Genomic DNA, 25970 nt, shown 5'->3' with positions numbered 1-25970 from the left:
TTGCTGCTCGATCAGCCCCGTTTCTTCGCCGACGTGCGTCGTGGCGCTCGCGGGGCGAGCGACGCGGGCGGCTCGATCACCGCACCGCTTCGCGCATCGACTGTGCCGCGTAATTTGGCGGGATCCATGCGAACCTCCGCCGCCCAACGGCGAAGGTCGGGCGGGCGATATCCGGACGATTTGCGCCAGCGGTCGAACACGCTGGCGTCGATCGTTTCGTTGACGCTGAGCCATGTCCCTTTTTCACCCGGAACGGCGGGCGCGGCGACACGGCGGTGAAAGCGTCGACCAAGCTTGAAGATGCGATAGAAGCCCCCCAGAAAACTCCTGAAACTGTCGTGGATTGGCGCTCCGATCTCATGGCCGGTGGGAACAACTTCGCCGCGCCAGGCGAGACCGAGATCGCTGGCCTTTTTCATCAACCAGGCGAGTGGCAGCTGCGGCAGGTCGTCGCCGGCAATGCCGCCGCCGACATTGGCGTGCGCGCCCGCGAACCAGCGCTGTTCGACGATCGTCGGCCGGACGCGGCGCTTGCCCGGCGGATCGGGCGTGTCGGGGGTGAAGCGCGTCCAGAGCGTCGGCGCGAACGCCGCGCGATGCTCGTCGAGCGCGAGCGCCTGATAGGCATGCTCGAAGATCGCCGACAGCCGGGTGTTGTGAAAGCCGAAGCGTCGGCGGCTGATCCCGGGAATATTGCCGAACGGAATACCGAGCGCGCCGACGGTGTCCCAAACGCCGATCATCTTGACCGGGACGCGCCGCGAGTGGCGCAGCAGGCGCTTTTCCCCGGGCGGGAGCTTTTTCGTCTGGTGCAGTTCGACGAAAGAGGGCGCCCTGTCGTCGAGCCGATAGCGTTCGTAAAGCTCCTCGACCGAGAGCGGCGAGCCGGGGCGCAACAGGCCGCAGCGCGCGATCATGCCCGCAACGCTGCGCGCGGTGAAGGCACCGCGGCTGAAACCGAAGAGGAATATCTGATCGCCCTGGTCGTAGTGACCCATCAACCAGCGATAGGCGCCGATGACGTCGCGATCGAGGCCATAGCCGAGCGCGCCGCCCCGGATGCGTTCGCCGCGCGGGGTGCCGACCCCGGCGGTGTAATAGCAAGGCTGGGGCACACCCGCCGCATCCTGCGGCGCGACGAGCTGGCTGAGCCGCCAGACGCTCGTATTGTCTTCGGAACTGTTCCAGGTGCCGTCGAGCAGGAGGACGAGCCTCTTTCCCGGCATGGTCACGGGCCCTTTTGCCATCGCGCGCTGCTCTCCCATCGGGGTGGGGTCTTCTCATGTCCGCGGGGAGGCCGCAAGGCGACGGGCGCGAAAACCGCGGACACAAAAAAAGACGGCCTTCCCGAAGGAAGACCGTCCTTTTTCGTTTCAGTCAATGCCCCGAAGGGCTGCGACTTACTTCGTTTCTTCGGCCGGAGCGGCAGCGGCGTCAGCCGGAGCGGCAGCGGCGTCGGCCGGAGCGGCAGCGGCGTCGGCCGGAGCAGCGGCTTCGGCGCCAGCGGCAGCAGCGTCGGCACCAGCGGCAGCGGCTTCGGCGCCGGCAGCAGCGGCGTCAGCGCCTTCTTCAGCAACAGCTTCAGCAGCCGGAGCTTCGGTGGTGGCTTCTTCAGCAGCCTTTTCACCGCAAGCGGCGAGGGCGAACATGCTGGCAGCAACGGCGATAGCAGCAAACTTCTTCATGATGTGTGGGCTCCCTAAAATGCCTTTCCGCGTCCGGGAAAACTTCCCGTACCGCGAGCGGCGGGATTTAGCCGTTCCGCGTGAATCGTCAACAAAAATAATTGAGATGGTCGGCGTGCGCGGGAATCTGTCATTTATCCGTAACCGTCACGGAAGTTCGCTATCCTCGCTGTTCGCGAGAATCGCCAGAACCGCGCTCCAGACCACCACATTCTGCCGCAATTGGGCAGGGTCGATCTTGTCGAGCGTGTCGTCGGGCGTGTGGTGCAGGTCGAAATAACGTGTCCCATCCTGTGCCAGATCGATCGCCGGAACGCCCGCCTGAACGAGCGCGCCGATGTCGGCGCCGCCGTTCGCAGGCTGCTTGCCGCGAACGACGCCAAACGGCATCACCGCGGCCGCGAGCCGGTCAGCCAGGCCCTTGGCGCTGTCCGGCAATTTGAAGTCGATCCGCCACACGCGATCGGCGCCGAAATCGGATTCGAGCGCGACGGCGTGCTTCTCTTTGCCGTGCGCATCGAAATAGGCCTTGCCGCCGAACACGCCGACTTCCTCGGCGCCCGCCCACAAGATACGGATCGTGCGGCGCGGCTGGCCTGCGCTCATCACATGTTTGGCAGCGGCGGCGACGATGCCGCAGCCCGCCGCGTCGTCGATCGCGCCGGTGCCGAGGTCCCAGCTGTCGAGGTGGCAGGCAACGACAACCGGGCTCGCGGCGGGATCGCGCCCGGGAACCTCGGCGATGACATTGCCCGACTTCTTCGTCCCGAGATTCCGCGGGGTGAGGACGAGTTTCATGCGCAGCGGTCCGGTTGCCGTGCCTGCGGTCACGCGCTTCCACTGGCGGACGAGTTGGTCGGCATCGGGGTTCGAGATGGCACCGGCGGGGATTGGCTTCACCCCGGGCTCGAAATTGGTGCCGCCGGTGTGCGGGTTACGATGATCGTCGGTGCCGATCGCGCGGATGACGGTCGCGATCGCGCCCTTCTTGGCCGCGACATTGGCGCCGGTGAAGCGGCCGCGGCCGTAATAGCCATAGCCGCTGCCGTCCTGCGCGGGCGCCATCTGGTGATCGATGAAGACGATCTTGCCCTTCACTTGGGTGTCGGGCGCCGCAACCAATGCGTCGAAGCTTTCGAAATAGGCGATTTCGCCCTCGATGCCCTTCGCGCCGGTCGAGGCGCTGGTACCGAGCGCGGTGATTGCGAGCTTCTGCGGCAGGAAGGGACTGGTCAGCCACGCCTCCTCCTCGCCGCGCACCCACACCGGCATATCGAACGGCTCGTCGCGAACGTTGGCGAACCCCATCGATTGCAGCCGCGCGACCGCCCATTTGCGCGCGGCGGCTTCGGCTTCGGTGCCGGCCATCCGCGGGCCAATCTCGGTCGTAAGGTCCTCGGTGATCGACCAGGCGAGGTCGTCTCCGCTTTGTGCGAGCTCGACCGCGCTCGGCGGCGGCGGAATCGATGCCGACAGCGGCGTGGCGAAAAGGGCAAGGCTCGCGCCGCCAAGCGCGAGAAGGCGGGCAGGAATGGGGTTCGTCATGCCTTTGTCCTAGCGGGGCAATTCGGCCCGCCGCAAGCGCCGATTGCCAACCGCGCCCCCATTCGCTAACCGGCCCCCAACTCTCCCGGCCGCACGACCGCGGCCCAGCCACTACCGGAGCTTGACCCCATGGCCGCCCAATATAGTTTCGTGATGAAGGGTCTGACCAAGACCTATCCCGGCGCGCAGAAGCCGACGCTCAACAACCTCAGCCTGCAATTCTATCCCGACGCCAAGATCGGCATCGTCGGCCCGAACGGCACCGGCAAATCGACGCTGATGAAGATCATGGCGGGCATCGACAAGGATTTCGCGGGCGAAGCCTGGCCCGGCGAGGGCATCACCGTCGGTTATCTGGCGCAGGAGCCGCAGCTCGACCCGACCAAGACGGTCAAGGAAAATGTCATGGACGGCGTCCGCCCCGTCGCCGACATGCTCGACCGTTTCAACGAGATCAGCACGCTGATGGCCGACCCGCCCGCCGACGCCGATTTCGACGCGCTGATGGAGGAAATGGGCACGCTGCAGGAAAAGATCGACGCGATCGACGGCTGGACGCTCGACAACCAGCTCGAAATCGCGATGGAAGCGTTGCGCTGCCCGCCGGGCGACTGGAGCGTCGAGAATCTGTCGGGCGGTGAAAAGCGCCGCATCGCGCTCACCCGCCTGTTGCTCGAAAAGCCGTCGATCCTGCTGCTCGACGAACCGACCAACCACCTCGATGCCGAAAGCGTCGCGTGGCTCGAAAAGCATCTGGTCGACTATCCGGGCAACGTGATCCTCGTCACCCACGATCGCTATTTCCTCGACAATGTCGTGAACTGGATCCTCGAGCTCGATCGCGGCCGCTATTTCGTCTACGAAGGCAATTATTCGACCTATCTCGAGAAGAAGGGCAAGCGCCTCGAACAGGAAGCGCGCGAAGACCAGGGGCGCCAGAAAGCGATCAAGGACGAGCTCGAGTGGATCCGGCAATCGCCCAAGGCGCGTCAGGCCAAATCGAAGGCGCGTATCAAGAGCTTCGACCAGCTCGTCGAGGCGCAGGAAAACCGGACCCCCGGCAAGGCGCAGATCGTCATCCAGGTCCCCGAACGCCTCGGCGGCAAGGTGATCGAGGTGTCGAACATCTCGAAGGCCTATGGCGACAAATTGCTGTTCGAGGATCTGTCGTTCACGCTGCCGCCGGGCGGCATCGTCGGGGTCATCGGCCCGAACGGCGCGGGCAAATCGACGCTGTTCAAGCTGATCACCGGGCAGGAACAGCCCGATGGCGGCAATGTGTCGATCGGCGACACGGTGCGCCTCGGCTATGTCGACCAGAGCCGCGATGCGCTCGACCCGAACAAGAATGTCTGGGAGGAAATCTCGGGCGGTCACGACATGATGTCGATCGGCAAGCACGAGATGCAGACGCGCGCCTATGTCGGCGCTTTCAACTTCAAGGGCACCGACCAGCAGAAGAAGGTCGGGCAGCTGTCGGGCGGTGAACGCAACCGCGTCCATATGGCCAAGATGCTGAAGCAGGGCGGCAACGTGCTGCTGCTCGACGAGCCGACCAACGACCTCGACACCGAAACGCTCGCGGCGCTCGAAGAAGCGCTCGAGAATTTCGCGGGTTGCGCCGTGGTCATCAGCCACGACCGTTTCTTCCTCGATCGCCTCGCGACACACATCCTCGCGTTCGAGGGCGATAGCCATGTCGAATGGTTCGAAGGCAATTTCGAATCCTATGAGGAGGACAAGATCCGCCGCCTCGGCGAAGGCGCGACGCGTCCGCACGCGACGACTTACAAGAAGCTGTCGCGCTAAGCCCGATGGCGGGGGAGGCCGCACCCATATCGGAGCCAATCTCTTCGGGCGTGATCCGTTTGGATGCGGACGCGCTCAACGAATTCATGAAGCAGGCGTTTCCGCATTCCGAGCCGGGTTCGCGCGGCTATGTGATATCGGCCGTGCCCGGCCATATCCAGGCGCGGATGGACCCGAACGACAAGGCGCTGCGCCCCGGCGGGCTGATCTCGGGCCCGACGCAGATGGGTTTTGCCGACATGGCGGCCTATGCCCTCGTCCTCGCGCATATCGGCCCCGTCGCGATGGCTGTGACGAGCGCGCTCAATTACCAGTTCCTGCGCCCGTGCCGCCCGGGGCCGCTGTTCGCCGACGCGCATATGCTCCGCCTCGGCAAGCGGCTTGCGGTGATGGATGTGCGGATATGGACCGACGATGCCGACCGGCCGGTCGGGCAGGCGAATGTGACCTACGCGATTCCCTGAGACCGGTGGATGGGGGCCGCCGCTACCGCTTCATGCACTGGCGGACGTCGTCGCGCTTATACTCGCTGCAGTTCCACAGCGCCTTTTCGAACCCCGCCTTGTCGTCGCGGAGATAGGAGAAGCTCATCGCCGCGCGCTGCGTGTCGTTCATCGCGTCGCTGTCGGGCTTCAGCACCGGGTTGGTCCAGCCCATGAATTTGCAATAGGGCTTGTCGCCGCACAGCCGCAGCGCCGTGGTCACGAAGCTTTCGGGCGCGGCCTTGCGGTCGAGCTGGATATAGATGGTATCGCGGCCCGCGCTCTCGCCGGCGCCGGGCACGATCTTCGCCTCGCCGACCGCGGCGTTCGCATCGACCGGAGCGGTGTCGGCGGACAGGCCCAGCGCGATCGCGTGAAGCGGGGAAATCGCTGCCAGCTTTGCCACCGGCCCGTCGCTGCCCGATACCGCGCCGCGAAAGGCGCCCGGCGTCCCCCAATAGCCCGGCCAGCGGAAGAAGAGATGCGTATTGACGATCGCGATCTTTTCGAGGCTGTCGCTCCAATAGGGGCGCACCCAGTCGGTGTGATAATGGGTGGCGAGTCCGACCTTGGGATAGGTGCCGCCCGCCAGCATCAGGTCGGCATTGTCCCGCGCACGCTGCCACGCCGCGTCCGAATAGCGGCGTGCGAGCGCCCCGTCGCAGGTGAAGGTGAACTGGCAGCCGGTGACGCGCTCGGCGCCCTGGAACACGACGCCGCAGATAGATTTGGGGAAGGCGGGGTGGCGCGCGCGGTTGATCACGACCTGGCCGACCGCCTGTTGCCCCTTGGCATCGTCGCCGGCTTCATAGAGCATCGCGGCGGCAAGGCAGTCGCGCGCGCGCGCCTTGGCGTCGCCGCCGCCCGCATAGACGAAGGGGCGCGGCGCGGCGAAACCCTTGGTGACGAGCGGAATCTTCGCATTCTGCGTGCGCGCGTCGGCCTCGGTCACCGGCGCGAGTTCCATCGGCGGCGCTTCGGGCACGATGTCGGCGGGCGGCGCCACGGGGTGCGGCCGCGCCATATAGCGTGCGCCGTCTTTCGCGCCATTGGCATAGAGCACGCCGCCGATCGCCAGCGCGGCGATCAGGACGAACAGCCAGCCCGTCCAGTCGTGCCGCAGCGGCAACGCCGTGTCATCGCCCTCGCGGCGCATGGCGGAAGATCAGATTTCCGGCAGGAAATCGGGGACCGACAGATAACGCTCGCCCGTGTCGTAGTTGAAGCCGAGCACGCGGGTGCCGGGCGGCAGCTCGGCGAGCTTCTGCGCGATGGCGGCGAGCGTCGCCCCCGACGAGATGCCGACGAGCAGGCCTTCCTCGGTCGCGGCGCGGCGCGCGAAATTCTTCGCATCGGCGGCGTCGACCTTGATCACCCCGTCGAGCAGATCGGTGTGCAGGTTGCGCGGGATGAAGCCCGCGCCGATGCCCTGGATCGGGTGCGGCCCGGGCTGGCCGCCCGAAATGACCGGCGAGAGATCGGGCTCGACCGCAAAGACCTTCAGGTTCGGCCAATGCTCTTTCAGGAACTGCGCGCAGCCGGTGATATGGCCGCCGGTGCCGACGCCGGTTATCAGCACGTCGATCGGCGTGTCCTTGAAATCGGCGAGGATTTCGGGGCCCGTCGTACGGACATGAACGTCGATATTCGCCTCATTTTCGAACTGCTGCGGCATCCACGCGCCCGGCGTCGTCTCGACCAGTTCGATCGCGCGCTCGATCGCGCCCTTCATGCCCTTTTCGCGCGGCGTCAGGTCGAAGGTCGCGCCATAGGCGAGCATCAGCCGGCGGCGCTCGACCGACATGCTTTCGGGCATGACGAGCACGAGTTTGTAGCCCTTCACCGCGGCCGCCATCGCGAGACCGATGCCGGTGTTTCCCGACGTCGGTTCGACGATGGTGCCGCCGGCTTTCAGGCTGCCGTCGCGCTCGGCCGCCTCGATCATCGCGAGGCCGATGCGATCCTTGATCGACCCGCCGGGATTGCTGCGTTCCGACTTCACCCAGACTTCGGCGTCGGGGAACAGCTTGGCCATACGGATGTGCGGCGTGTTCCCGATGGTATCGAGGATCGAATTGGCTTTCATGATCGGTGCGCTCTTTCCTTGAATTCGAACCGCGGGTCGCGGCGGACGCGATTTGGCCAGTCCCCGGCGCGCAGCCAGCGGGCCTCGTCCGCCAATGCCGGCGTCGGCGCGGGTTGTAACGAGGCGAGGAGATACTGTCCATAAGGCCAGTCCCCGATCCCCGAGTCGGCGTTGATATGACCGAAGGGCCCGGCGTTGACGAAGCGCGCATCCCAATGCCGCGCGAGGCGCCACACCTGCGCGGTCTTGGCATAAGGATCATTGTCGCTGGCGACGACGATCATCGGCGTGCGCGATGTGAACGTAGGCGAGTCGGCAAAGCGCAGCGTCCTGTGCTTGTACCGCAGCCGGCCGAGGTCGGGCGGCGCGACGAGCAGCGCGCCGGCGATGCGCGTCCGCGTCAGCGCACTCGCGCCGGCGAACCAATGGGCAAAGGCATGGCAGCCGAGGCTGTGCGCGGCGATCAGCACCGGTTCGCTCTCGGCCTCGATCGCGGTGGCGATTTTCCGGATCCATTGGTCCTTGTCGGGATTGTCCCAGCTCCCGAGTTCGATTCGCTCGCTGTTGGGGAATCGATGTTCCCACAGGCTTTGCCAGTGGGTCGGGCCGCTGTTGTTGAGGCCTGGAATCGTGAGGATCTTATGGCGGATCGTCGCGCTGTGCATGACGGTTTCTCCATTGAGGGGACAAGGGGGAACCGCGGTGACGGGTAGGAGATAGATAACTCAACAAATTAAATTGACAATAGGTTTCGGACGAAACGAGCGCGAGGGGCGGCAAATGGTTTTGACCTATTGCTTGCTTTGCCTGAACTGCGGTTCGAAGGTGCGCGCGCGGCGGAGTTCGGGGAATATCCACGCCCAGAGCGCGGTCACGCCGATCGCGCCCGCACCGCCGACGACGACCGCGCCGACCGGTCCCAGCGCCGCGGCCATGGCTCCGGCACGCATTTCGCCCAGTTCGTTCGACGCCGAAATGGCTAGCCCCGATGCGGCGCTGACGCGGCCGCGCATATGGTCGGGGGTGTTGAGCTGGATGAGCGTGCCGCGCACGAAGACCGAGAACATGTCGGCCGCGCCCATGACCACGAGCACGCCGAGCGACAGCAACAGGTTGGTCGAGAGGCCGAAAATCACCGTCCCGGCGCCGAATACCGCGACCGCCCACAGCATCTTCACCCCGACATTGCGCTCGATCGGGCGGATGGCGAGGCCGACGGCGACCGCGACCGAACCCGCCGCGACGGCGGCGCGCATCAATCCCGCGCCTTCGGGCCCGGCGTGCAATATGTCGCGCGCGAAGACCGGGAACATCGCGGTTGCGCCGGCGAGCAGCACGGCGAACAGGTCGAGGGTGATCGTGCCGAGCAGGAAGCGTTCGACCCACACGAACTGCAGCCCGTCGACCATCTCGCGTAGCGGGTGGCGGCGGACTTCGGCGGGCGGGGGCAGAACCGGGCGCACGCGGCTCAAGGTGAAGGCCGAGACCGCGAGCAGCGCGGCGGCGAAGCCATAGACCGAGGCGGGGTGGGCGGCATAGATGAGGCCGCCCGCGGCGGGGCCGATCACCGACGCCGATTGCCAGGCGATGCTGCTCATCGCGATCGCGCGCGGCAGCACGGCGGGGGGCACGATATTGGGCGCGATCGCGCTCATCGCCGGGCCGGAGAAGACGCGCGCGACGCCGTGCAGCGCGGCGAGGCCGAAGAGCAGTGGCAATGTCAGCCCGTCCGTCCAGGTGAACCAGCCGAGCGTCGCGGCGATGAGCAGGTCGATGAGATTCGAGAAGATCGCGACGCTCCGCCGCTCGAACCGGTCGGCCGCCCAGCCGGCGACGGGCGTCAGGATTGCGAGCGGGACGAACTGAAAGAGGCCGAGCAGCCCGAGCTGGAACGACGCCTCCTTGATCGACATGCCATAGTCGGAGCGCGCGGTATCGTAGAGCTGGTAGCCGATCACGACGACCATCGCGATCGTCGCCATCACCGCGGTGAAGCGCGCGAGCCAGAAATAGCGGAAGTCGGGAAAGCTGAGCGGGGAGGGGGCTTTGGGCGCCGGTTCCGGCATCACCGGATCTTCGCCTTCGGGTGGGGGGATCGTCGCCATCGCCGACCGCCGTAATGGTGTTTGCGAAGCTGTCTAGGCCAATTGTGCCGTGGCCGTTTCGGCCGGAAGCGACGTAATCGGTTTGGCGAGCCAACTATAGAACCCGCGTCCCCGAGCGAAGACGAGGGGCTCGTTCGAGCGAAGCGAGAACCGCGTAGCCACGCTGCCTCGACTTTGCTCGGCATAGCCCCTCGTCTTCGCTCGGGGATGCGGTCTATTGAGTTCCCTTAGGGACCTATGTCCGCTCCCCACCCCAAAACTGCCGTTCGTCGATTAGCGGGTGTCACTTGTCGGTCAGGGTGGCAGAAACCCCCATCACTATCAGGGAGATACCGGGAATGACTCGCAAATTCACTCGTTTCGGCGGCGCTGCCATGGCCGTGACGCTGCTCGTGCTGACCGCTTGCAACGCATCCGAAAACAAATCGGCAACGGCCCCGAGCGCCAAGTCATGGACCGAGTTTCGCGACAATTTTCTCGCCGGCTATTTCCCGCTCAACCCGAATTTCGCCGTCTATCAAGGCAAGCATGAGTATGACGGTCAGCTACCCGACTGGTCGCCCGAGGGCCTCGAAAAGCAGGCCGCCTATCTCGAAAAGACGATCGCCGACGCGAAGGCGTTCGATGGCGAGATGACCGACGCCGAAAAATTCGAGCGCGACTATCTGATCCATGTCGCGCAGGGCCAGCTCTTCTTCCTGCGGGACACCGATTTCGCGCAGAAGAACCCGGCTTTCTACACCGGCGCGCTCGATCCCAATGTCTATATCGCGCGTCCTTATGCTGACGCGACCACGCGGATGAAGGCGTTCATCGCCTATGCCGAAAAGGTTCCGGCGGCGGCGGCGCAGATCAAGGCGAACCTCAAGCTCCCGCTTCCCGCGACCTTCGTTAAATATGGCACCGCGGGCTTCGGCGGCTTTGCCGATTATTACAAGGGCGACGCCAAGGCGGCTTTCGCGTCGGTCAAGGACGCGGCGCTGCAGAAGCAATTCGACGAGGCAGTAGCGAAAGCGGGCGCGGCGATGACCGACCTCGCCGAATATGTCGGGTCGCAGCCGGGGACGCCGGACGGCTATGCGCTGGGCGCCGACAAGTTCGCGAAGATGATCTTGACCAACGAGGGCGTCGATACTCCGCTCGCCGAACTCGAACGCATCGGCCGCGCCGACCTCAAGCGCAACCAGGACGCGTTGAAAGCGGCCTGCGCGACCTATGCCGCGGGGATGACGATCGCCGACTGCATGAAGAAGATGAATTCGGACAAGCCCGAGGGCGGCCCCGTCGCTGAGGCGCGGCGCCAGCTTCCGGTCCTGCGCGCCTTTCTGGTCGAGAAGGATATCGTGTCGATCCCCGGCACCGAACAGGCGCAGGTCGAGGAATCGCCGCCATACAACCGGCAGAACAGCGCCTATATCGATATTCCGGGGCCGTATGAGAAAGGCCTGCCGTCGGTCTATTATATCTCGCCGCCCGATCCGGCGTGGGACAAGGCGACGCAGGACGCCTTCATTCCCGGCAAGAAGGATCTGCTCTTCACCTCGGTCCACGAAGTGTGGCCGGGGCACTTCCTCAACTTCCTCCATTCGAACCGCGCCGAGAGCATCTTCGGCAAGCTGTTCGTCGGCTATGCGTTTGCCGAGGGCTGGGCGCATTATACCGAGGAGATGATGTGGGATGCCGGACTGGGCGAGGGCGACCTCGAAACGCACATCGGCCAGCTGTCGAACGCGCTGCTGCGCGATTGCCGCTATCTGTCGGCGATCGGCCTGCACACGCAGGGCATGACGGTCGCGGATTCGGAAAAGCTGTTCAAGGAGCAATGCTATCAGGACGAAGGCAATGCGCGCCAGCAGGCGGCACGCGGCACCTATGATCCCGCCTATCTCAACTATACGATGGGTAAGCTGATGATCCGCAAGCTGCGCGAGGATTGGACGAAGGGCGACCGGACGAAGTGGAAAGCCTTCCACGACGAATTCCTGTCTTATGGCGGCCCGCCGATCCCGATGGTCCGCGCCGCGATGATGAAGGAAGACGCGCCGAAGGCGGTGTTCTGAGGAGGTCTCCTCTTCCCGTCATCCCGGCCTTCGCCGGGATGACGATTCAAGTAGCCGGCGCGTTCGCGTGATTCAGTTTGAAGGCGCGCGCAGCCGTGCGACGAAGAAGCCGTCGAGGCCGCCCGCGTCGGCGAGCAGACCGGGAAAGGTGCGGATGAACCCACTGCCGTCGGGCGCGATCGCGTCGGGCAGTTCGTCGGGGCGGACGGGGTCGACGGCCCAATCCTTGTGATGATCGAGGAAGGCCGCCACCTGATCTTCCCCCTCGGCGCGTTCGAGGGAGCAGGTGGCATACACCAACGTCCCGTCCGGCTTGACCCAGCGCGCCGCGCGCGCGAGCAGATCGGCCTGCAAGGCGGCCATTTCGGCAATCTGCCGCGGCTCGATCCGATGGAGCACGTCGGGATGGCGGCGAAAGATTCCGGTCGCCGAGCAGGGCGCGTCGAGCAGGACCGCATCGGCGGGTGCGCCCGGGTCCCACGAGCGGATATCGCCCCGCACGATCGCGGCCGAAAGGCCGGTGCGCTCGATATTGGCGCGCAGCCGTTCGAGCCGCTTGGCGCTGGCGTCGACCGCGACGACATCCCAGCCCGCGGCGGCGAGTTGCATCGTCTTGCCGCCGGGCGCGGCGCAGAGGTCGAGCACCGTCCGGCCTTCGCCGGCACCGAGCAATCTTGCGGGCAGGCTGGCGGCCAGATCCTGCACCCACCAACCGCCTTCGTCGAAGCCGGGCATCGCCTCCACCGCCTGACCACGCGGCAGCCGGCGGTGGCGCGGCGCGAGCGACAGCGCTTCGGGCCATTCGTCCGCGCCGGGTTCGGCGGCGAAGCTGAGGTCGATCGGTGGCGGTGCGCTCCAACTTGCTTCGGCGGCTTCGACCATCTTCAGGCCCCATTGCTCGGCCCAGCGCTCGGCGGCGGGCAGGGGCAGGGTCGCGCGGTCGGGAAGGCTCCATTCCTCCTGCTGCGCGCGCGACAGGATCGCGTGGACGAGCCGCCGCGGCCCGCCATCGACGAGCGGCAGCGCGGTAGAGACGACCGCATGGCCGGGGCTCTTTAGCACCAGCAACTGCGCGAGCGCGATCCGCAGCACGGCGCGCGATTTGACGTCATCGGGAAGGATTTGCGCCGTCGCCCCGTCGATCAGCGCGTCGATGTCGACCATCCAGCGCATCGTTTCGGACGCGATCGCGACGGCGAACGCGCGGTCTGCGCCGGTCAGCCCCTGCGCGGCGGCGTGCATCGCGACGTCGAGCGGATCGCCGCGGCGCAGGATCGCATCGACCAGGCGGAGCGCGGCGCGGCGCGGCGCCATGCCCGGCGGATCGGCCTCGCCCGGCGACCGGCGGCGACGCGGCGGGCGACGATCAGCCATGACCGGGAAGGGCGTGGTTGGCGTGGCGCATGAAAAATCCTATATTGCGGGCATGACGAACGACAGCAGCCCGAACGCGACCATCGGCGGAACGCCGCGCGCTGTAAAGCGCCCCGCGCATATGAAGGCGCCCGAAGGCTGGACGAACAGCGCGGTTCCGGCGCCCCGGCCGATCGATGAGGACAAGGCCGAGGATCAGCCCGGCGGGCGCAACCCGGTGCGCTATGGCGACTGGGAACTCAAGGGCGTCGCAGTCGACTTTTGAGCCTGCGGCCGAGCGGTGCCGCCAAAACGCAAAAGGCCGCCCCCGGCACCGAGCCGGGAGCGGCCTTGTGTTTATCTGCCTTTAGACGGCGGGCAATTCGGTGTTCAGCGGCATCTTGCCGCTCTTGACCTGTTCGGCGAACACTTCGCGCATCAGCTGCAGCGAGAAGAGATGCGCGAAGATCAGGCCGAGGATGCCGTTCTGCATCAGCTTGCGCAGCACGTCGCCGCGCAGTTCGCGCAGCTTGTTCTCGTCGACCATCTGGAAGCCGCGATAGACATAGGGCTTGTCATTGCCTTCCTGCTGGATCGCGACTTCGCCGTCCATCAGAAGGTCGGCCTTTTTCAGCTCGTCCATGAACATGCCGGTGCGCTGGCCGGCTTCCTCGAAATTCTTGCAGAATTCGAGCACCGCCTTGGTCTGGTCCGACGGTTGCCCATCGACGAACAGCTCGTCGCCTTCGTCGAACTTGCCGAGCGCGCCCGAGGTCGGGTCGAAGCACAGCGACAGTTCGTCCGTATTGGGTTGGAGCTTGGCGAGCAGGAAGGGGTAGCGGCGGATATAGGCCGGGACATAGACCGGGTTGACCAGCTTGCCTTCGTCATCGACGAAGGTGTTGATGCCTTCATTGAGGCCCATCAACGCGAGCGGGACGGGATTGTCGCCGGCCGAAAAGACGATCGGGAAAAAGCGGCAGGCCGACACGAACTCGTCCGACGTCAGCGGAATCGCATGCTGGCCAACCAGAAATTCGGCGCTGTCAAGCGGGCGGGCGCGGAAATCGGCGTGATCGACGCTCGAAAGCGGAGCGAGGTCCTTGTAGAACAGCGGCAGGTTGGCAGGTGCGGGCGCAGTGGCCATGTTTCAACTCCGGTAGGTTCCCGTCGGCGGGACAAAAAAGATACAGCGCCTTATTGGCCCGCGCCGTGCGACGCAAGGGGGCGATCGTATGTGCGATGCGTCAGGCGATGAGTTTGCCGGGGTTGAGGATGCCCGCGGGATCGAGACCGGCCTTGACGCCGCGGAGCGCCGACAGCCGCGCCGGGCTGTCGAGTTCGGCCAATATGTCGCGCTTCATCTGGCCGATGCCATGTTCGGCCGAAATCGATCCGCCGAGCTCGACGACGTGCGAATAGACGAGCCGGCTGACCGCCGCGCCATGTTCGGCGAGCCATGGGGCAGCGTCGACCCCGGCGGGCGGCTGGACGTGATGATGAACGTTGCCGTCGCCCAGATGCCCGAAGGACAGCACCCCGATGCCCGGAAAGGCGCGATCCAGCCGGCGCGGGTTTTCGGCGATAAAGGCGGGCATCAGGTCGACGGGCACGCTGATATCATGTTGCAGCGCGGGCCCCTCGGCGCGCTCGGCTTCGGAAATCGAATCGCGCAGCCGCCAGAAATCGTCGCTTTCGCGCTCGTTTTTGGCAATCACCACATCGCGGATCAGGCCGGCGTCGATCGCCGCCGCGAGCTGCGGGTCGAGCGCGTCGCCCAGCGCCTGATCGCTGTCGCCGGCGAGCTCGATCAGTACGTGCCAAGGGTGCGCGGCGACAAGCGGTGCGCGCGTCTGGGGAATATGGCGCAGCACCGCATCGAGGCAGCTTTGCGGGATCAGCTCGAACCCCTCGAGCGCATCGCCGACCGCCGCGTCGAGACGGCGGAGCAGCAGAAGCGCGCTTTCGGGCGAATCGACGCCGATCCACGCGGTGCGCCGCGCCGCCGCCGCGGGGACGAGGTGCAGGCAGGCCGCGGTGACGATGCCCAATGTCCCCTCGGCGCCGCACAGCAGGTGCCGCAAATCATAGCCGCGATTGTCCTTCTTGAGCGGTGCGAGCCCGTCGAAGACGCTGCCATCGGGCAGCACCGCCTCTATCCCCGCGACCAGCGCGCGCATCGTTCCGTGGCGCAGCACCTGCGTCCCCCCGGCGTTGGTCGACACGAGCCCGCCGATCGTAGCCGACCCCTTGCCCCCGAGAGTCAGCGGAAAGCGCAGACCGTGAGTCAGCACATCGTTATGGAAGGTTTCGAGGATCACGCCCGCCTCGACGACGGCGAGCCGGGCGGCCTCGTCGACATGGCGGATCCGGTTCATCCGCCGCAGGCTCAGCAGCAACTGGTCGCCGCTGGCGTCGGGGGTGGCGCCGCCGACCATGCCGCTGTTGCCCCCCTGCGGGACCAGCGCGACCTTCGCGTCGGCGCACAGCCGGACGATGGCGGCGACCTCTTCGGTCGATGCGGGCGACAGCATCGCGGCGGCGCGGCCGTGATATTTGCCCCGCCAGTCGGTCAGCCAGGGCGCGATCGTGTCTGGGTCGGCGCTATAGCCTTTGGGCCCGAGCAAAGCCGCGAGGTCACGCAGCAGCGATGTCGATGGCGCCTGCGTCATAGCTTACACTCCGTAAATTCCTGCACCCCGATAGCGAATGAGGGGACGACAGTTCATTTGATGTTCAATCATCCTCGTTAAAGGGGGCGATGGACGAATCGCGTGTATTCGTCCAGCGGGGATGGACGCGGGAGCCAAGGGTGAGCAGCATCTTTTGTCAGGACGCCAAGGGAGCGGCGGCGCGGCTGTGCTGACAGCGGCGTTCCTGTGGTTTGCCGCGGCTGCGCCGGCCGCCGATGCAGCGCCGCCCCCGGCGGCGCCCGACCCGCTGGTGGCGATGTCCACGCCGACCGTCGATCAGGCATCGTCCTTCTGGCAGATGGTGATCGAGCAGCAATTGATCATCCGCGTTCCCGCCCGGCGGTCGCCGATCAACAATTTCGCCGCCGAACGCTCGACGCCCAGACGGGAAATCGAGTTGCCGATCGTCTGGAAGGAAAAAAAGGCCCCCAAATGCGTCGCCATGCGCAACATCATGGGGATGCAGGCGGTTCAGCGCGACAGTATCGACCTGATCACGCGGCAGAAGCAGAGATTGCGCGCCCAGCTCAATCGCGGCTGTCGCGCGCTCGATTTCTACGCCGGCTTTTACATGCAGGGCAGCAAGGACGGCAAGCTCTGCGAGGACCGCGATGAGATTCACGCGCGAACCGGCGCGAAGTGCGAGATCGACAAGTTCCGGCTGATGGTCCCGGTTCACGACGACGAGGACGATTGATCGCGTTCTTCGCGGCCTTTCCTTGACTTTTCTCCGCTATTTCCCCAAGGGCCGCGGCAACGTCCGCCTGCGTGGGAGGCGGCACGCTCCTTTTATTTCCGGACATATTGCCTCATGAATTTTGCCGACCTCGGCCTTTCCGACGAACTTTTGCGCGCGATCGACGAGTCGGGCTACAACGAACCGACCGCCATTCAAGCCGGCGCGATCCCCTCGGTGCTGATGATGCGCGACATGATCGGCATCGCCCAGACGGGGACGGGCAAGACCGCTTCCTTCGTGTTGCCGATGATCGACATTCTCGCGCACGGTCGCGCCCGCGCGCTGATGCCGCGTTCGCTGATCCTCGAGCCGACGCGCGAACTCGCGGCGCAGGTTGCCGAAAATTTCGAGAAGTACGGCAAGTATCACAAGCTTTCGATGGCGCTGCTGATCGGCGGCGTGCAGATGGGCGACCAAGTGAAGGCGCTCGAAAAGGGCGTCGACGTGCTGATCGCGACGCCCGGCCGCCTGATGGACCTGTTCGAGCGCGGCAAGATTCTGCTGACCGGCTGCAACCTGCTGGTGATCGACGAGGCGGACCGGATGCTCGACATGGGCTTCATCCCCGACATCGAGAATATCTGCACCAAGCTGCCGGCGAATCGGCAGACGCTGCTCTTCTCGGCGACGATGCCGCCGCCGATCAAGAAGCTGGCCGACAAGTTCCTCTCGAATCCGAAGACGATCGAGGTCGCGCGCCCGGCGAGCCGAAACGAGAATATCGAGCAGTTCCTCGTAAAGACGTCGGAACGCGGCAAGCGCGACACGTTGCGCGACCTGATCGAGGCGGAGGAAGTCGGTACCGCGATCATCTTCTGCAACCGCAAGACCACGGTGCGCGAACTGGCGAAATCCCTCCAGCGCTATGGCTACAAAGCGGGGGAGATTCAGGGGGACATGGATCAGTCGAGCCGCACAGCCGAACTCGACCGGTTCAAGGCGGGAACGATCAACATCCTAGTCGCGTCGGACGTCGCGGCGCGCGGGCTCGACGTCAAGGGCGTCAGCCACGTCTTCAACTTCGACGCGCCTTGGCATCCCGACGATTATGTCCACCGCATCGGCCGCACTGGCCGCGCGGGAGCCAAGGGACGCGCGTTTACCTTGGTAACCCCCTCGGACGATGAGGCGGTCGACAACATCCAGAAGCTGACGGGCTACAAGATCCCCGTCCATGGCGGCGGCAAAGCCGACGCCGCGCCGGCAAAGGACGAAGAAGGCGAACCGCGACGCGAGAAGTCGGGGCGCGGCGGCAGAACGAAGCGCGGCGATACGGAAAAGCCTGCGGCGAAGCCTGCAAAGAAAACCGGCGACCGCAAGCCGACGCCGACGAAGCCGCGCCAGCACGACGACGATGATCCGGACGACGGCTGGAACGGCCCGATGCCGGACTTTCTCTCGGTGGGTTTCGGTAGCTGAAGCCGGATTGGTTGCAGGTCAGAGCCTGACCAGCATTTTCCCGGTATTTTTGCCCGAGAACAGACCCAGAAACGCATCGGGCGTCGCTTCCAGCCCCTCGTGCACGGTTTCGCGCATCGTCACCGCGCCGCTGGCGATCAGGCCGCCCATGTCGGCATAGAATTCCTCCATGCACTCGATGAACTGGTCGGTGTAGATGAAGCCTTCCATGCGGATCCGCGCCGGGATCGCGCGGATGAGATATTTCATTTCCTGTGATTTTCCATCATTATAGACATCGATCATGCCACAGATTGCGAAGCGTGCGAAGTCATTCGCTGTCGCAAAGGCGGCGTCGAGATGCTCGCCGCCGACATTGTCGAAATAGACGTCGATTCCCGGCTTGCCGAGGCGTTCGAGCGCGGCGGCGAGTTGCGGCAGCACCCGTCCCGCCTTGTAATCGATCACGGCGTCGGCGCCGAGATCGAGGACCCATTCGCATTTTTCCGCGCCGCCCGCCGAGCCGATCACCGTCATTTCGCGCGCCTTGGCAATCTGGACCACCGCGGAGCCCACCGCGCCCGCGGCGGCCGAGACGAAAACCGTATCGCCGGGTTTCGCGCTCGCGATGCGCAGTAGGCCGATCCAGGCGGTGCCGCCCGTCAGGCCCATATTGTGCAGGAACGTCTGCGGCGTCATGCCCGCCGCCAGCGCCGCGGCGGGCAGCTTGTTCGGCATCATGTCGAGCCCGATCACGCCGCCGTCGCGCCAGCCGCCCATGTGAAGGATCAGGTCGCCGGGCGCGAAACCTTCCATCCGGCTTTCGACGACCTCGCCGATCGCGCCGCCGGTCATCGGCTGGTCGATTTGAAAGCTCGCCGCATAGCTTTTGGCATCATTCATGCGCCCGCGCATATAGGGATCGACCGACAGCCAGAGGTTGCGGACGCAAAGCTGATCCTTTTCGAGCGGTGCGTCGGGCAGGTCGCGGAGCGCGAAATTGTCGTGCGTCGGCAGCCCCTGCGGTCGACTGGTCAAATGCCATGCCTTGGCCATCGGAATCCCCCCATTCCTCAAATTTTTCCCGCGGCGGCGGCAATCGTCAGAAAAGCCGTTGCCACTGCCAGCCAGTGCCGTTAAGACCCCGCCCGTCGCGGGGCCGTAGCTCAGATGGGAGAGCGCTGCAATCGCACTGCAGAGGTCAGGGGTTCGATTCCCCTCGGCTCCACCAGCGACTTTCCTCCCCTTTCGTCGGCACCGGCCCGCTCCCCGCCCGGCCTCCCCGATGATAGTAGCCTATGGGAGGCCGGATGGGGGAGCGGACCGGTGTCGCTAGCCCTTAACCAGCGAAATCCCGAATCATATTCTTCGCGATCACTAGCTGCTGAATCTGCGTCGTCCCTTCATAAATGCGGTAAATGCGGCAGTCGCGATAGAAGCGTTCGGCCAGATATTCCTTGAGATAGCCGGCGCCGCCGTGGATCTGGACGACGCGGTCGGCGACGCGTCCGCACATTTCGCTGGCGAACATCTTGGTCGCCGCGGCTTCGACCAATATCTTCTCGCCCCGATCGGCGCGTGCGCATGCGTCGTTCAACATGCAATCGGCGGCATAGATTTCGGCCTTGCTGTCGGCGAGCATCGCCTGGATCAGCTGGAAATTGGCGATCGGCTCGCCAAACGCCTTGCGCTCCATCGCATATTGAAGGCCGGCGTCGAGCATGCGCTTGGCATAGCCGACGCTCGCCGCGGCGACCGAGAGACGGCCGTTGTCGAGGCTCTGCATCGCGGCGCGAAAGCCGATCCCTTCCTCGCCGCCGAGCAGCGCATCGCCGTCGACATGCACATCCTCGAGGATCACGTCGGCGATCTGCGATCCCGCCTGACCCATCTTGCCGTCGGGCTTGCCGATCGACACGCCGGGCGCGTCGCGCGGGACGAGGAAGGCGCTGACATGCGCATTCTTGGGCAATGCCCCGGCATTGGTGCGCGCCATGACGAGGATGACGTCGGCGAAGGGCGCATTGGTGATGTAGCGCTTGGTGCCGTTCAGCACATAGCCGTTGCCGCTCTGCACCGCGCGCGTCTTCATCGCCGCGCTGTCCGAGCCGCTGTCGGGTTCGGTGAGGCCGAAGGCCGCGATCGATCCAGCCGCGAGCTTGGGCAGCCAGTGTGCCTTCTGCTGCTCTGTGCCGAAACCGACGATCGATTTGCACACCATGCCGATATTGATCGACACGATCGAGCGATAGGCGGGGGAGGCGTAAGCGAGTTCGCGGATGAAGCCGACATATTGGCTGACGTTCATGCCCGCGCCGCCATATTCTTCGGGCATCGTCACCCCGAACAGCCCCATGTCGCGCATTTCGGCAAGAATATCGTCGGGAACGCGGCCGAGTTCCTCGAGCTGGTCCTCGGCCGGGATCAGCCGCTCGCGGACATAGCGTTGCAACTGCTCGATGAAGGCGTCGTATATGTCGGCATCCATTCCCGGATTGATCATGTCTTCCTGTTCCCTGGTCTATTGTTCGCCATAAGTGTCGATCGCGGCGAAGATGCGCGTCAATTGCTCGCGCTCGTCGGCATCGATGTCGGGGCGCCAGATTTCGAACAGCAGGATGGTGCGGTCGCTGACCCCGCGGTTCCACGCCTCATGCTCGAAGCTGTCGTCGAAAATCAGAAGCTCGCCCTCGCACCATCTGCGCGTTTCGGCGCCGACGCGCAGCCCGCAACCGTCGGGGACGATCAGCGGCAGATGACAGATGAGCCGCGTGTTGAGCATGCCGTGGTGCGGCTGGATATGCGTGCCGGGCGTCAGGCGCGAGAAGAGCGCGATCGGAGCGCGCGCCGGAATCACGGGCTGCGGCGCGAGTTCCAGCGCGGCGAGGGTCGCGGGACACAGCGCCGCCATCCCGTCGGCGACCGCGCCGTCCTTCCAGAGCCAGGCCGCGCCCCAGTCGGGCTTGTCGAGCAGCGGATTGTTCGGCGGTGGCCGACCGGGCGCGGCGGTGACATAGGGACCGAACGGATCGGAGGCGCCATCGACCATGGCGAGCAACTCGGCGCGGATCGCGTCGGTCGCGGCTTCGACCGCTTTCGCCCAGCCGAAATCGGACCGTTCGAAAAAGGGGCGTTGGGCGAGACCCGGAAAATAGAACATGTTCGGCTGTTGCAGGTAGAGCGGCTGCTCGCCGGCGAGCATCCTGAGCGCTTCGGCTACACGTGGCGTGGCGTTTCCGGTGTCGATACCCGCACCGCGCAACTGGCCGAGCAGGTGATCGGCAAAGGCGCGGTCGGTCTCGGCAAGGAACTGCTCGGCGCGTTGGAGTCCGGGATGAAGCGACGGCGGAACGCTGCGGGCCTGCGCGGCTGTGCCCAGCGCGAGGCGGTAATAGCTGCCCGCCGCGCGGTCGTCGGCGAGGCGGCGCTTGAGCTCCGCCATCGCCAGCAATGCGGGGATGTTGCCGCGGTCGGCCCGGATCGCGGTGTCGAGCGCGGCGGTTTCGGCGGCGACATCGCCGCGGCGATGGGCGTCGCGTGCCTGGTCCAGCCATGTCGTCTGCCCCGTCATGGCTCCAGCCATAACGGGGCGCCGGACCTTTGCAAGCGCGCGCCCGGATCTCAGTCGGCCGACGGCGCCGGAACGGCGGGCGTTTTGGAGGCTCCGTGCAGCCATTTCCGGATCGCGAGCGCGGGCGCCGTCCGCCATCCCGCGAGCAGCAACAGGAATAGCGCTGCCCATGGCAGGACCGCCGCCCCGACGACGAGGAGGAACGACAGCATCACGCTGCCGCTACGGATCAGCATGTTCAGCGCGTCGCTGAACGGATTGCCGTAGCCGATGCCGGGGAGCCCGCCGGTGCCGACATAGTCGAATTGCATCGGCGTGGTCGCGAGCATCGCTTCGCCGGCGCGGCGCGTGTCGCGCTCGCCATCAAGCTGCCGACGCATAGCGGAAATTTGTTGCTGCAATTCGGTGCGCTCGCGGTCGCCGAGGCCGCCCTGCTTGAGCCGTGCCTCCAACCGGGCGATTTCGGCCCCTATATCGGCGCTGCGCCGCTGCGAGTCGTTGATTTGCGTCCCGACATCTTCGCCGCTGATCCGCGCTTCCGCCAGCACGCCTTCAGCCTTTTCGACGCTGCCGAGCGCGTCGCGACCGAATTTGCGCGCGATCGCGGGGTCGAGCTTGAACAGCAGTTGCGCCTCGACTTCATTCCCGCGGACGAGGCGATAGGTCATGCCGGTGATCCGGCAGCGCGTCGTGCCGAGTGCTTCGCACGCCGCGGCGTGTTCCTCCTGCACCTTGGCGATGCGATTGTCGTCGAGCCGGAAGGCATAGGCATAGTTGAACGCGACCCCGGGCGCCGCGGTGACGTTGATATTGGGGCTACTCACAGTGGATGGCGCGGGAATGGCCTGGGTCGACACCGCTTCGGAGGCGTCGACCGGCGCCATGTCATAAGCAGGGGCCTCTCTGACCGCTTCAGCGGGTTTTTCCGAACAGCCGACCAGGGCGAGCGCCATCGCGCCCGCTAAGAGCTTGGTTTTCATGAAGTCTCTCCCAACATGCGACTCGGGTCGCATGTAATGTCATATCATAATTGATTGAGTAGACAATATGCGTCAGGCGAGCTTGACGAAGCTGTCGAGCACCCGCTTGCTGCCCGCTTGATCGAATTCGACTTCTAGCTTGTTGCCGTCGATATCGATGATTTCACCGTAGCCGAACTTCTCATGAAAAACGCGGATCCCGATCGCGAGGTCGGCGCGCGGTTTGGCGCCGACCGACGCTGCGGGGCCTTTCTCGCTGGGGGCCGGCGCGCGCGTGACGGTCGACGATGAGGCGAGCGCCCGCTGCCATGCGGGGCCGCGCGTCATCGTGCGCGCAGGCTGGCGTTCGGCGACATGCGCAAAGGGGTCGCCCTGCGCCGACCAATTGGCGCGCCACAGGCTCTGGCCGCCTCCGAAACTATTCTCGCTATCGACATGCTCGGGCGGGATTTCGCCGATGAAGCGGCTGGGGATGCTGCTCATCCACTGGCCATAGATGCGGCGGTTGGCGGCGTGATAGATGCTCGCGCGCTGGCGCGCGCGGGTGATTGCGACATAGGCGAGGCGGCGCTCTTCCTCGAGGCTGGCGGTGCCGCCTTCGTCCATCGACCGCTGCGACGGGAAGACGCCGTCCTCCCAGCCCGCGAGGAAGACATGGTCGAACTCGAGGCCCTTGGCGGCGTGGATCGTCATGATCGTCACCGTCTCGGTCTGGTCGTCGTTGTCGCGGTCCATGACGAGGCTGACATGCTCAAGAAATTCCTCGAGCGTTTCATATTCCTCCATCGCGCGGACGAGTTCGGAGAGGTTTTCGAGGCGCCCCGCGGCTTCGGCGCTGCGATCGGCCTGCAGCATCGCGGTATAGCCCGACTCGTCGAGGATGAGCTGGGTGAGTTCGGGATGCGACAGTTCGTTCGCCTTTGCCTGCCAACCGCGCATCTGCGCCACGAAATTGACGAGCTGGCGGCGCGCCTGCGGCGTCAGCTCGTCGGTCTCGGTGATCCGCGACGCGGCGTGGAACAGCGGCGCTTGCTCGGCCCGCGCGAACTGGTGGATGCGCGCGAGCGCCTTGTCGCCGAGCCCGCGTTTTGGAACATTGACGATGCGTTCGAAAGCGAGATCGTCGGCGCTTGACTGGACGAGACGGAGATAGGCGAGCGCATCGCGGATTTCGGCGCGCTCGTAGAAACGGAAACCCCCGACGATGCGGTACGGCATGCCGATTGCGATGAAGCGGTCTTCGAATTCGCGCGTCTGGAACTGCGCGCGGACGAGGATCGCGGCCCGGTCGAGCGACACGCGCTGGCGCTGGAGGCTTTCGAGCTCTTCGCCGATCCGCCGCGCTTCCTCGGGTCCGTCCCATACGCCGACGACGCGCAGCTTGTCGCCCGGGTCGAGTTCGGTCCACAAGGTCTTGCCGAGCCGGCCCGAGTTTTGCGCGATCAGCGCCGATGCGGCGGCGAGAATCTGCGGGGTCGAGCGGTAATTCTGTTCAAGGCGGATCACCGTCGCGTCTGGGAAATCCTTGTCGAAGCGGAGGATATTTGCGACTTCGGCGCCCCGCCAGCTGTACACTGACTGGTCGTCGTCACCGACGACACAGATATTCTTCCGCGCCTGCGCGAGCAGCCGCAGCCAGAGATATTGGCTGGCGTTGGTGTCCTGATATTCATCGACGAGGATATATTTGAAGCGTTGCTGATATTGTTCGAGCACGTCGCGGTGCGTCTTCAATATCACCAGCATGTGGAGCAGCAGGTCGCCGAAATCGCAGGCGTTGAGCGTCTTCAGCCGCGCCTGATAGAGCGCATAGAAATGCTGCCCCTTGCCGTCTGCATAGGCCTCCTTGTCGGCGGCATCGAGGTCGGCGGGGGTCAGCCCGCGGTTCTTCCACTTGTCGATCAGCCCCGCGAGCTGGCGCGCGGGCCAGCGTTTCTCGTCGAGCCCCTCGGCCTGGATCAGCTGCTTCAAAACACGGAGCTGGTCGTCGGTGTCGAGGATCGTGAAATTGCTCTGCAGCCCTACGAGTTCGGCGTGGCGGCGGAGCATCTTGGCGCAGATGCTGTGGAAGGTGCCGAGCCACGGCATGCCCTCGACCGCGTCGCCGATCATCCGCCCGATCCGCTCGCGCATCTCGCGCGCCGCCTTGTTGGTGAAGGTGACCGCGAGGATTTCGGACGGCCACGCGCGGCGCGTCGCGATGATATGGGCGAGGCGTGCGGTGAGCGCGGCGGTCTTGCCCGTGCCGGCCCCCGCGAGCATCAGCACGGGGCCTTCGGTGGTCAGGACCGCTTGCCGCTGCGGACCGTTGAGGCCCTGCAGATAGGGCGGGTCCGACGGGTCGGGGCGGGTCAGGTCAGGCGTCGAGGTGGGAGACATGTTCACGCGCGAACGATTAGGGAACAGCGAGCAGCCTGTCCAGTGCGGGGAGATGGTCCGAGGGCGTGGTTTCGCGGCGCTTGAGTTCGTCGAGCGTCGCGCGCGCCATCGCACGATAGGCGGGCAGCAGGCTAGGGCTATGCGCCTCGAGTGTTTCGAGATGGCCGCCGATCGTCTGCGCGTCGCCGCGCAAAAGCGGGCCCGACAATCCCGCAAAACCGTGCGCGAGGCTGTTATCGAGCGCGGCGCGGACGAGCGGAGCAAGCAATGCCGCCGGATCATCGACCCCGGCGCGCTCCAGTCCGTGCGCCGCGCCGCTGATCAGCGTGACGAGATGGTTCGACGCGTGGCAAAGCGCGGCATGATAGAGCGCGCGCCGATCCTCGGCGATTTCGACCGCAACCCCGCCGAACGATGCGACGATTTGCCGCGCCCGTTCGATGGCCTCGCCGGGCGCCGCTGTGATCGCAAACCGCGCTCCGGTCATGCGGATAACTTCCGCTTCGGGATCGCCGGTAAAGGTCATCGCCGGATGGATCGCGGCGACCATTGCGCCGGTCTTGCCGAGCGTTTCGAGCGCCGCCGCTCCGTTGCGTCCGCTGACGTGAAAGATGAAGGGAGAGGGGCCCGCGGGGAGCGCCGCCGCGATGCGGGACACGACATCGGTGAGGGCATCGTCGGCGACCGCGATCGCGATGACGTCGCATTCGGCGATCAGGCGACCGAGGTCCGGTTCCGCGACGGCGCCGACTGCGGTTGCCGCGCCGCCTGCCTTTTCGGGGGAGCGGCCCCACAGCATCGGCGGTTCGGTCGCATGTCGTCTCAGCGCGAGCGCGAGCGCCCGCGCGACGCGACCCGCGCCGACGATGCCGGGCCGATGAAAGCGGAAATCGGTCATGGGCTCGGATGTAATGCGCGAGCGGATGTTTGGCGAATGGAACATCGGCGTTCGGCCGGAAGCTGCCGTCGCCCCCGCGAAGGCGGGGGCCGCTGTCGGTTTACGCAGGCGCCGCTGAATAAGGCCGCTAGCGGCCCCCGCCTTCGCGGGGGCGACGCATTCTCTAAACGGCAGCTCCCCACCCCAA

22 protein-coding genes and 1 tRNA gene are annotated in these 25970 nt (G+C 65.6%); 7 read left to right on the top strand and 16 right to left on the bottom strand.

Features of this window, described 5'->3' with window-relative positions; all coding sequences use genetic code 11:
* Positions 1–11: 11 nt before the first annotated feature.
* The 3 genes from OVY29_RS06250 to OVY29_RS06240 all read right to left on the bottom strand — a co-directional run bounded on the left by OVY29_RS06250 (position 12) and on the right by OVY29_RS06240 (position 3230).
* Positions 12–1247 (bottom strand): DUF2235 domain-containing protein, encoded by a 1236-nt coding sequence (locus OVY29_RS06250; protein WP_200880233.1) that lies wholly within the window; start codon positions 1245–1247, stop codon positions 12–14.
* Positions 1229–1627 carry a hypothetical protein gene (locus tag OVY29_RS06245; protein ID WP_161786586.1) on the bottom strand — a complete coding sequence of 133 codons (399 nt, stop codon included), beginning with the start codon at positions 1625–1627 and terminating at the stop codon, positions 1229–1231. The genes OVY29_RS06250 and OVY29_RS06245 overlap by 19 nt, the downstream gene beginning before the upstream one ends.
* Positions 1628–1832: 205 nt before the next feature.
* On the bottom strand, positions 1833–3230 hold the full coding sequence (locus OVY29_RS06240) for a M28 family peptidase (RefSeq protein WP_037558170.1): 1398 nt from the start codon (positions 3228–3230) through the stop codon (positions 1833–1835).
* 129 nt (positions 3231–3359) lie between these two features.
* Between OVY29_RS06240 and ettA the strand changes: the two genes are divergently transcribed.
* Together ettA and OVY29_RS06230 are read left to right on the top strand one after the other, a co-directional pair.
* On the top strand, positions 3360–5039 hold the full coding sequence (gene ettA, locus OVY29_RS06235) for an energy-dependent translational throttle protein EttA (protein ID WP_037558168.1): 1680 nt from the start codon (positions 3360–3362) through the stop codon (positions 5037–5039).
* 86 nt (positions 5040–5125) lie between these two features.
* Positions 5126–5503, top strand: a complete 378-nt coding sequence (locus tag OVY29_RS06230; protein ID WP_313911123.1) for a PaaI family thioesterase — start codon at positions 5126–5128, stop codon at positions 5501–5503.
* Between the two features lie 22 nt (positions 5504–5525).
* Here OVY29_RS06230 and OVY29_RS06225 read toward each other — a convergent pair whose 3' ends face one another.
* The 4 genes from OVY29_RS06225 to OVY29_RS06210 form a co-directional block, all read right to left on the bottom strand.
* Positions 5526–6677 (bottom strand): cell wall hydrolase, encoded by a 1152-nt coding sequence (locus OVY29_RS06225; protein WP_052182537.1) that lies wholly within the window; start codon positions 6675–6677, stop codon positions 5526–5528.
* 9 nt (positions 6678–6686) lie between these two features.
* Complete coding sequence (gene cysK, locus OVY29_RS06220) at positions 6687–7607, bottom strand: cysteine synthase A (RefSeq protein WP_037558213.1); 921 nt, start codon at positions 7605–7607, stop codon at positions 6687–6689.
* Positions 7604–8272 carry an RBBP9/YdeN family alpha/beta hydrolase gene (locus OVY29_RS06215; RefSeq protein WP_052182536.1) on the bottom strand — a complete coding sequence of 223 codons (669 nt, stop codon included), beginning with the start codon at positions 8270–8272 and terminating at the stop codon, positions 7604–7606. Before OVY29_RS06215 ends, cysK begins: the two co-directional genes overlap by 4 nt.
* A 126-nt stretch (positions 8273–8398) precedes the next feature.
* Complete coding sequence (locus OVY29_RS06210; protein WP_081933279.1) at positions 8399–9712, bottom strand: MFS transporter; 1314 nt, start codon at positions 9710–9712, stop codon at positions 8399–8401.
* Positions 9713–10050: 338 nt separating this feature from the next.
* Here OVY29_RS06210 and OVY29_RS06205 point away from each other — a divergent pair, with 338 nt between their 5' ends.
* On the top strand, positions 10051–11772 hold the full coding sequence (locus OVY29_RS06205) for a DUF885 domain-containing protein (RefSeq protein ID WP_152567722.1): 1722 nt from the start codon (positions 10051–10053) through the stop codon (positions 11770–11772).
* A gap of 72 nt (positions 11773–11844) precedes the next feature.
* Here the strand turns inward: OVY29_RS06205 and OVY29_RS06200 are convergent, their stop codons facing one another.
* Positions 11845–13146 (bottom strand): transcription antitermination factor NusB, encoded by a 1302-nt coding sequence (locus OVY29_RS06200; RefSeq protein ID WP_313911122.1) that lies wholly within the window; start codon positions 13144–13146, stop codon positions 11845–11847.
* Here OVY29_RS06200 and OVY29_RS06195 point away from each other — a divergent pair.
* Positions 13145–13411 carry a DUF1674 domain-containing protein gene (locus tag OVY29_RS06195; protein ID WP_235211630.1) on the top strand — a complete coding sequence of 89 codons (267 nt, stop codon included), beginning with the start codon at positions 13145–13147 and terminating at the stop codon, positions 13409–13411. The two genes, OVY29_RS06200 and OVY29_RS06195, sit on opposite strands and share 2 nt — an antisense overlap.
* Before the next feature lie 81 nt (positions 13412–13492).
* On the opposite strand, the gene OVY29_RS06190 is transcribed toward OVY29_RS06195, so the two are convergent.
* Both OVY29_RS06190 and OVY29_RS06185 read right to left on the bottom strand, forming a co-directional pair.
* Positions 13493–14272: a SapC family protein gene (locus OVY29_RS06190; protein ID WP_037558161.1), complete on the bottom strand. Its 780-nt coding sequence runs from the start codon at positions 14270–14272 to the stop codon at positions 13493–13495.
* A gap of 100 nt (positions 14273–14372) precedes the next feature.
* Complete coding sequence (locus OVY29_RS06185) at positions 14373–15797, bottom strand: FAD-binding oxidoreductase (RefSeq protein WP_037558160.1); 1425 nt, start codon at positions 15795–15797, stop codon at positions 14373–14375.
* 154 nt (positions 15798–15951) lie between these two features.
* Here OVY29_RS06185 and OVY29_RS06180 point away from each other — a divergent pair, with 154 nt between their 5' ends.
* Together OVY29_RS06180 and OVY29_RS06175 are read left to right on the top strand one after the other, a co-directional pair.
* A complete protein-coding gene (locus OVY29_RS06180; protein ID WP_313911121.1) occupies positions 15952–16515 on the top strand; it encodes a hypothetical protein in 564 nt (187 codons plus the stop codon).
* Positions 16516–16629: 114 nt separating this feature from the next.
* Complete coding sequence (locus OVY29_RS06175) at positions 16630–17976, top strand: DEAD/DEAH box helicase (protein WP_037558158.1); 1347 nt, start codon at positions 16630–16632, stop codon at positions 17974–17976.
* 18 nt (positions 17977–17994) lie between these two features.
* On the opposite strand, the gene OVY29_RS06170 is transcribed toward OVY29_RS06175, so the two are convergent.
* Positions 17995–19011 carry an NADP-dependent oxidoreductase gene (locus OVY29_RS06170; protein ID WP_081933278.1) on the bottom strand — a complete coding sequence of 339 codons (1017 nt, stop codon included), beginning with the start codon at positions 19009–19011 and terminating at the stop codon, positions 17995–17997.
* A 99-nt stretch (positions 19012–19110) separates the two neighbouring features.
* On the opposite strand from OVY29_RS06170, the gene OVY29_RS06165 reads away from it, so the two are divergent.
* Positions 19111–19186 (top strand) — tRNA-Ala (locus tag OVY29_RS06165).
* Positions 19187–19294: 108 nt separating this feature from the next.
* Here OVY29_RS06165 and OVY29_RS06160 read toward each other — a convergent pair.
* The 5 genes from OVY29_RS06160 to OVY29_RS06140 form a co-directional block, all read right to left on the bottom strand.
* Entirely contained in the window at positions 19295–20458 is a 1164-nt protein-coding gene (locus OVY29_RS06160; protein ID WP_037558156.1) for an acyl-CoA dehydrogenase family protein, read from the bottom strand.
* Positions 20459–20476: 18 nt separating this feature from the next.
* On the bottom strand, positions 20477–21526 hold the full coding sequence (locus tag OVY29_RS06155) for an aspartyl/asparaginyl beta-hydroxylase domain-containing protein (RefSeq protein ID WP_313911120.1): 1050 nt from the start codon (positions 21524–21526) through the stop codon (positions 20477–20479).
* A 50-nt stretch (positions 21527–21576) separates the two neighbouring features.
* Entirely contained in the window at positions 21577–22506 is a 930-nt protein-coding gene (locus OVY29_RS06150; RefSeq protein ID WP_313911119.1) for a DUF4349 domain-containing protein, read from the bottom strand.
* Positions 22507–22578: 72 nt separating this feature from the next.
* Complete coding sequence (locus OVY29_RS06145) at positions 22579–24885, bottom strand: ATP-dependent helicase (protein ID WP_037558204.1); 2307 nt, start codon at positions 24883–24885, stop codon at positions 22579–22581.
* Between the two features lie 16 nt (positions 24886–24901).
* Entirely contained in the window at positions 24902–25783 is an 882-nt protein-coding gene (locus OVY29_RS06140) for a Rossmann-like and DUF2520 domain-containing protein (protein WP_037558149.1), read from the bottom strand.
* Positions 25784–25970: the final 187 nt, after the last annotated feature.

The organism is Sphingopyxis sp. SE2 (assembly GCF_032227185.1).
GTDB lineage: Bacteria > Pseudomonadota > Alphaproteobacteria > Sphingomonadales > Sphingomonadaceae > Sphingopyxis.
Note: the sequence above shows the minus strand (reverse complement) of the source record. Positions and strands in the feature narration are given on the sequence as shown.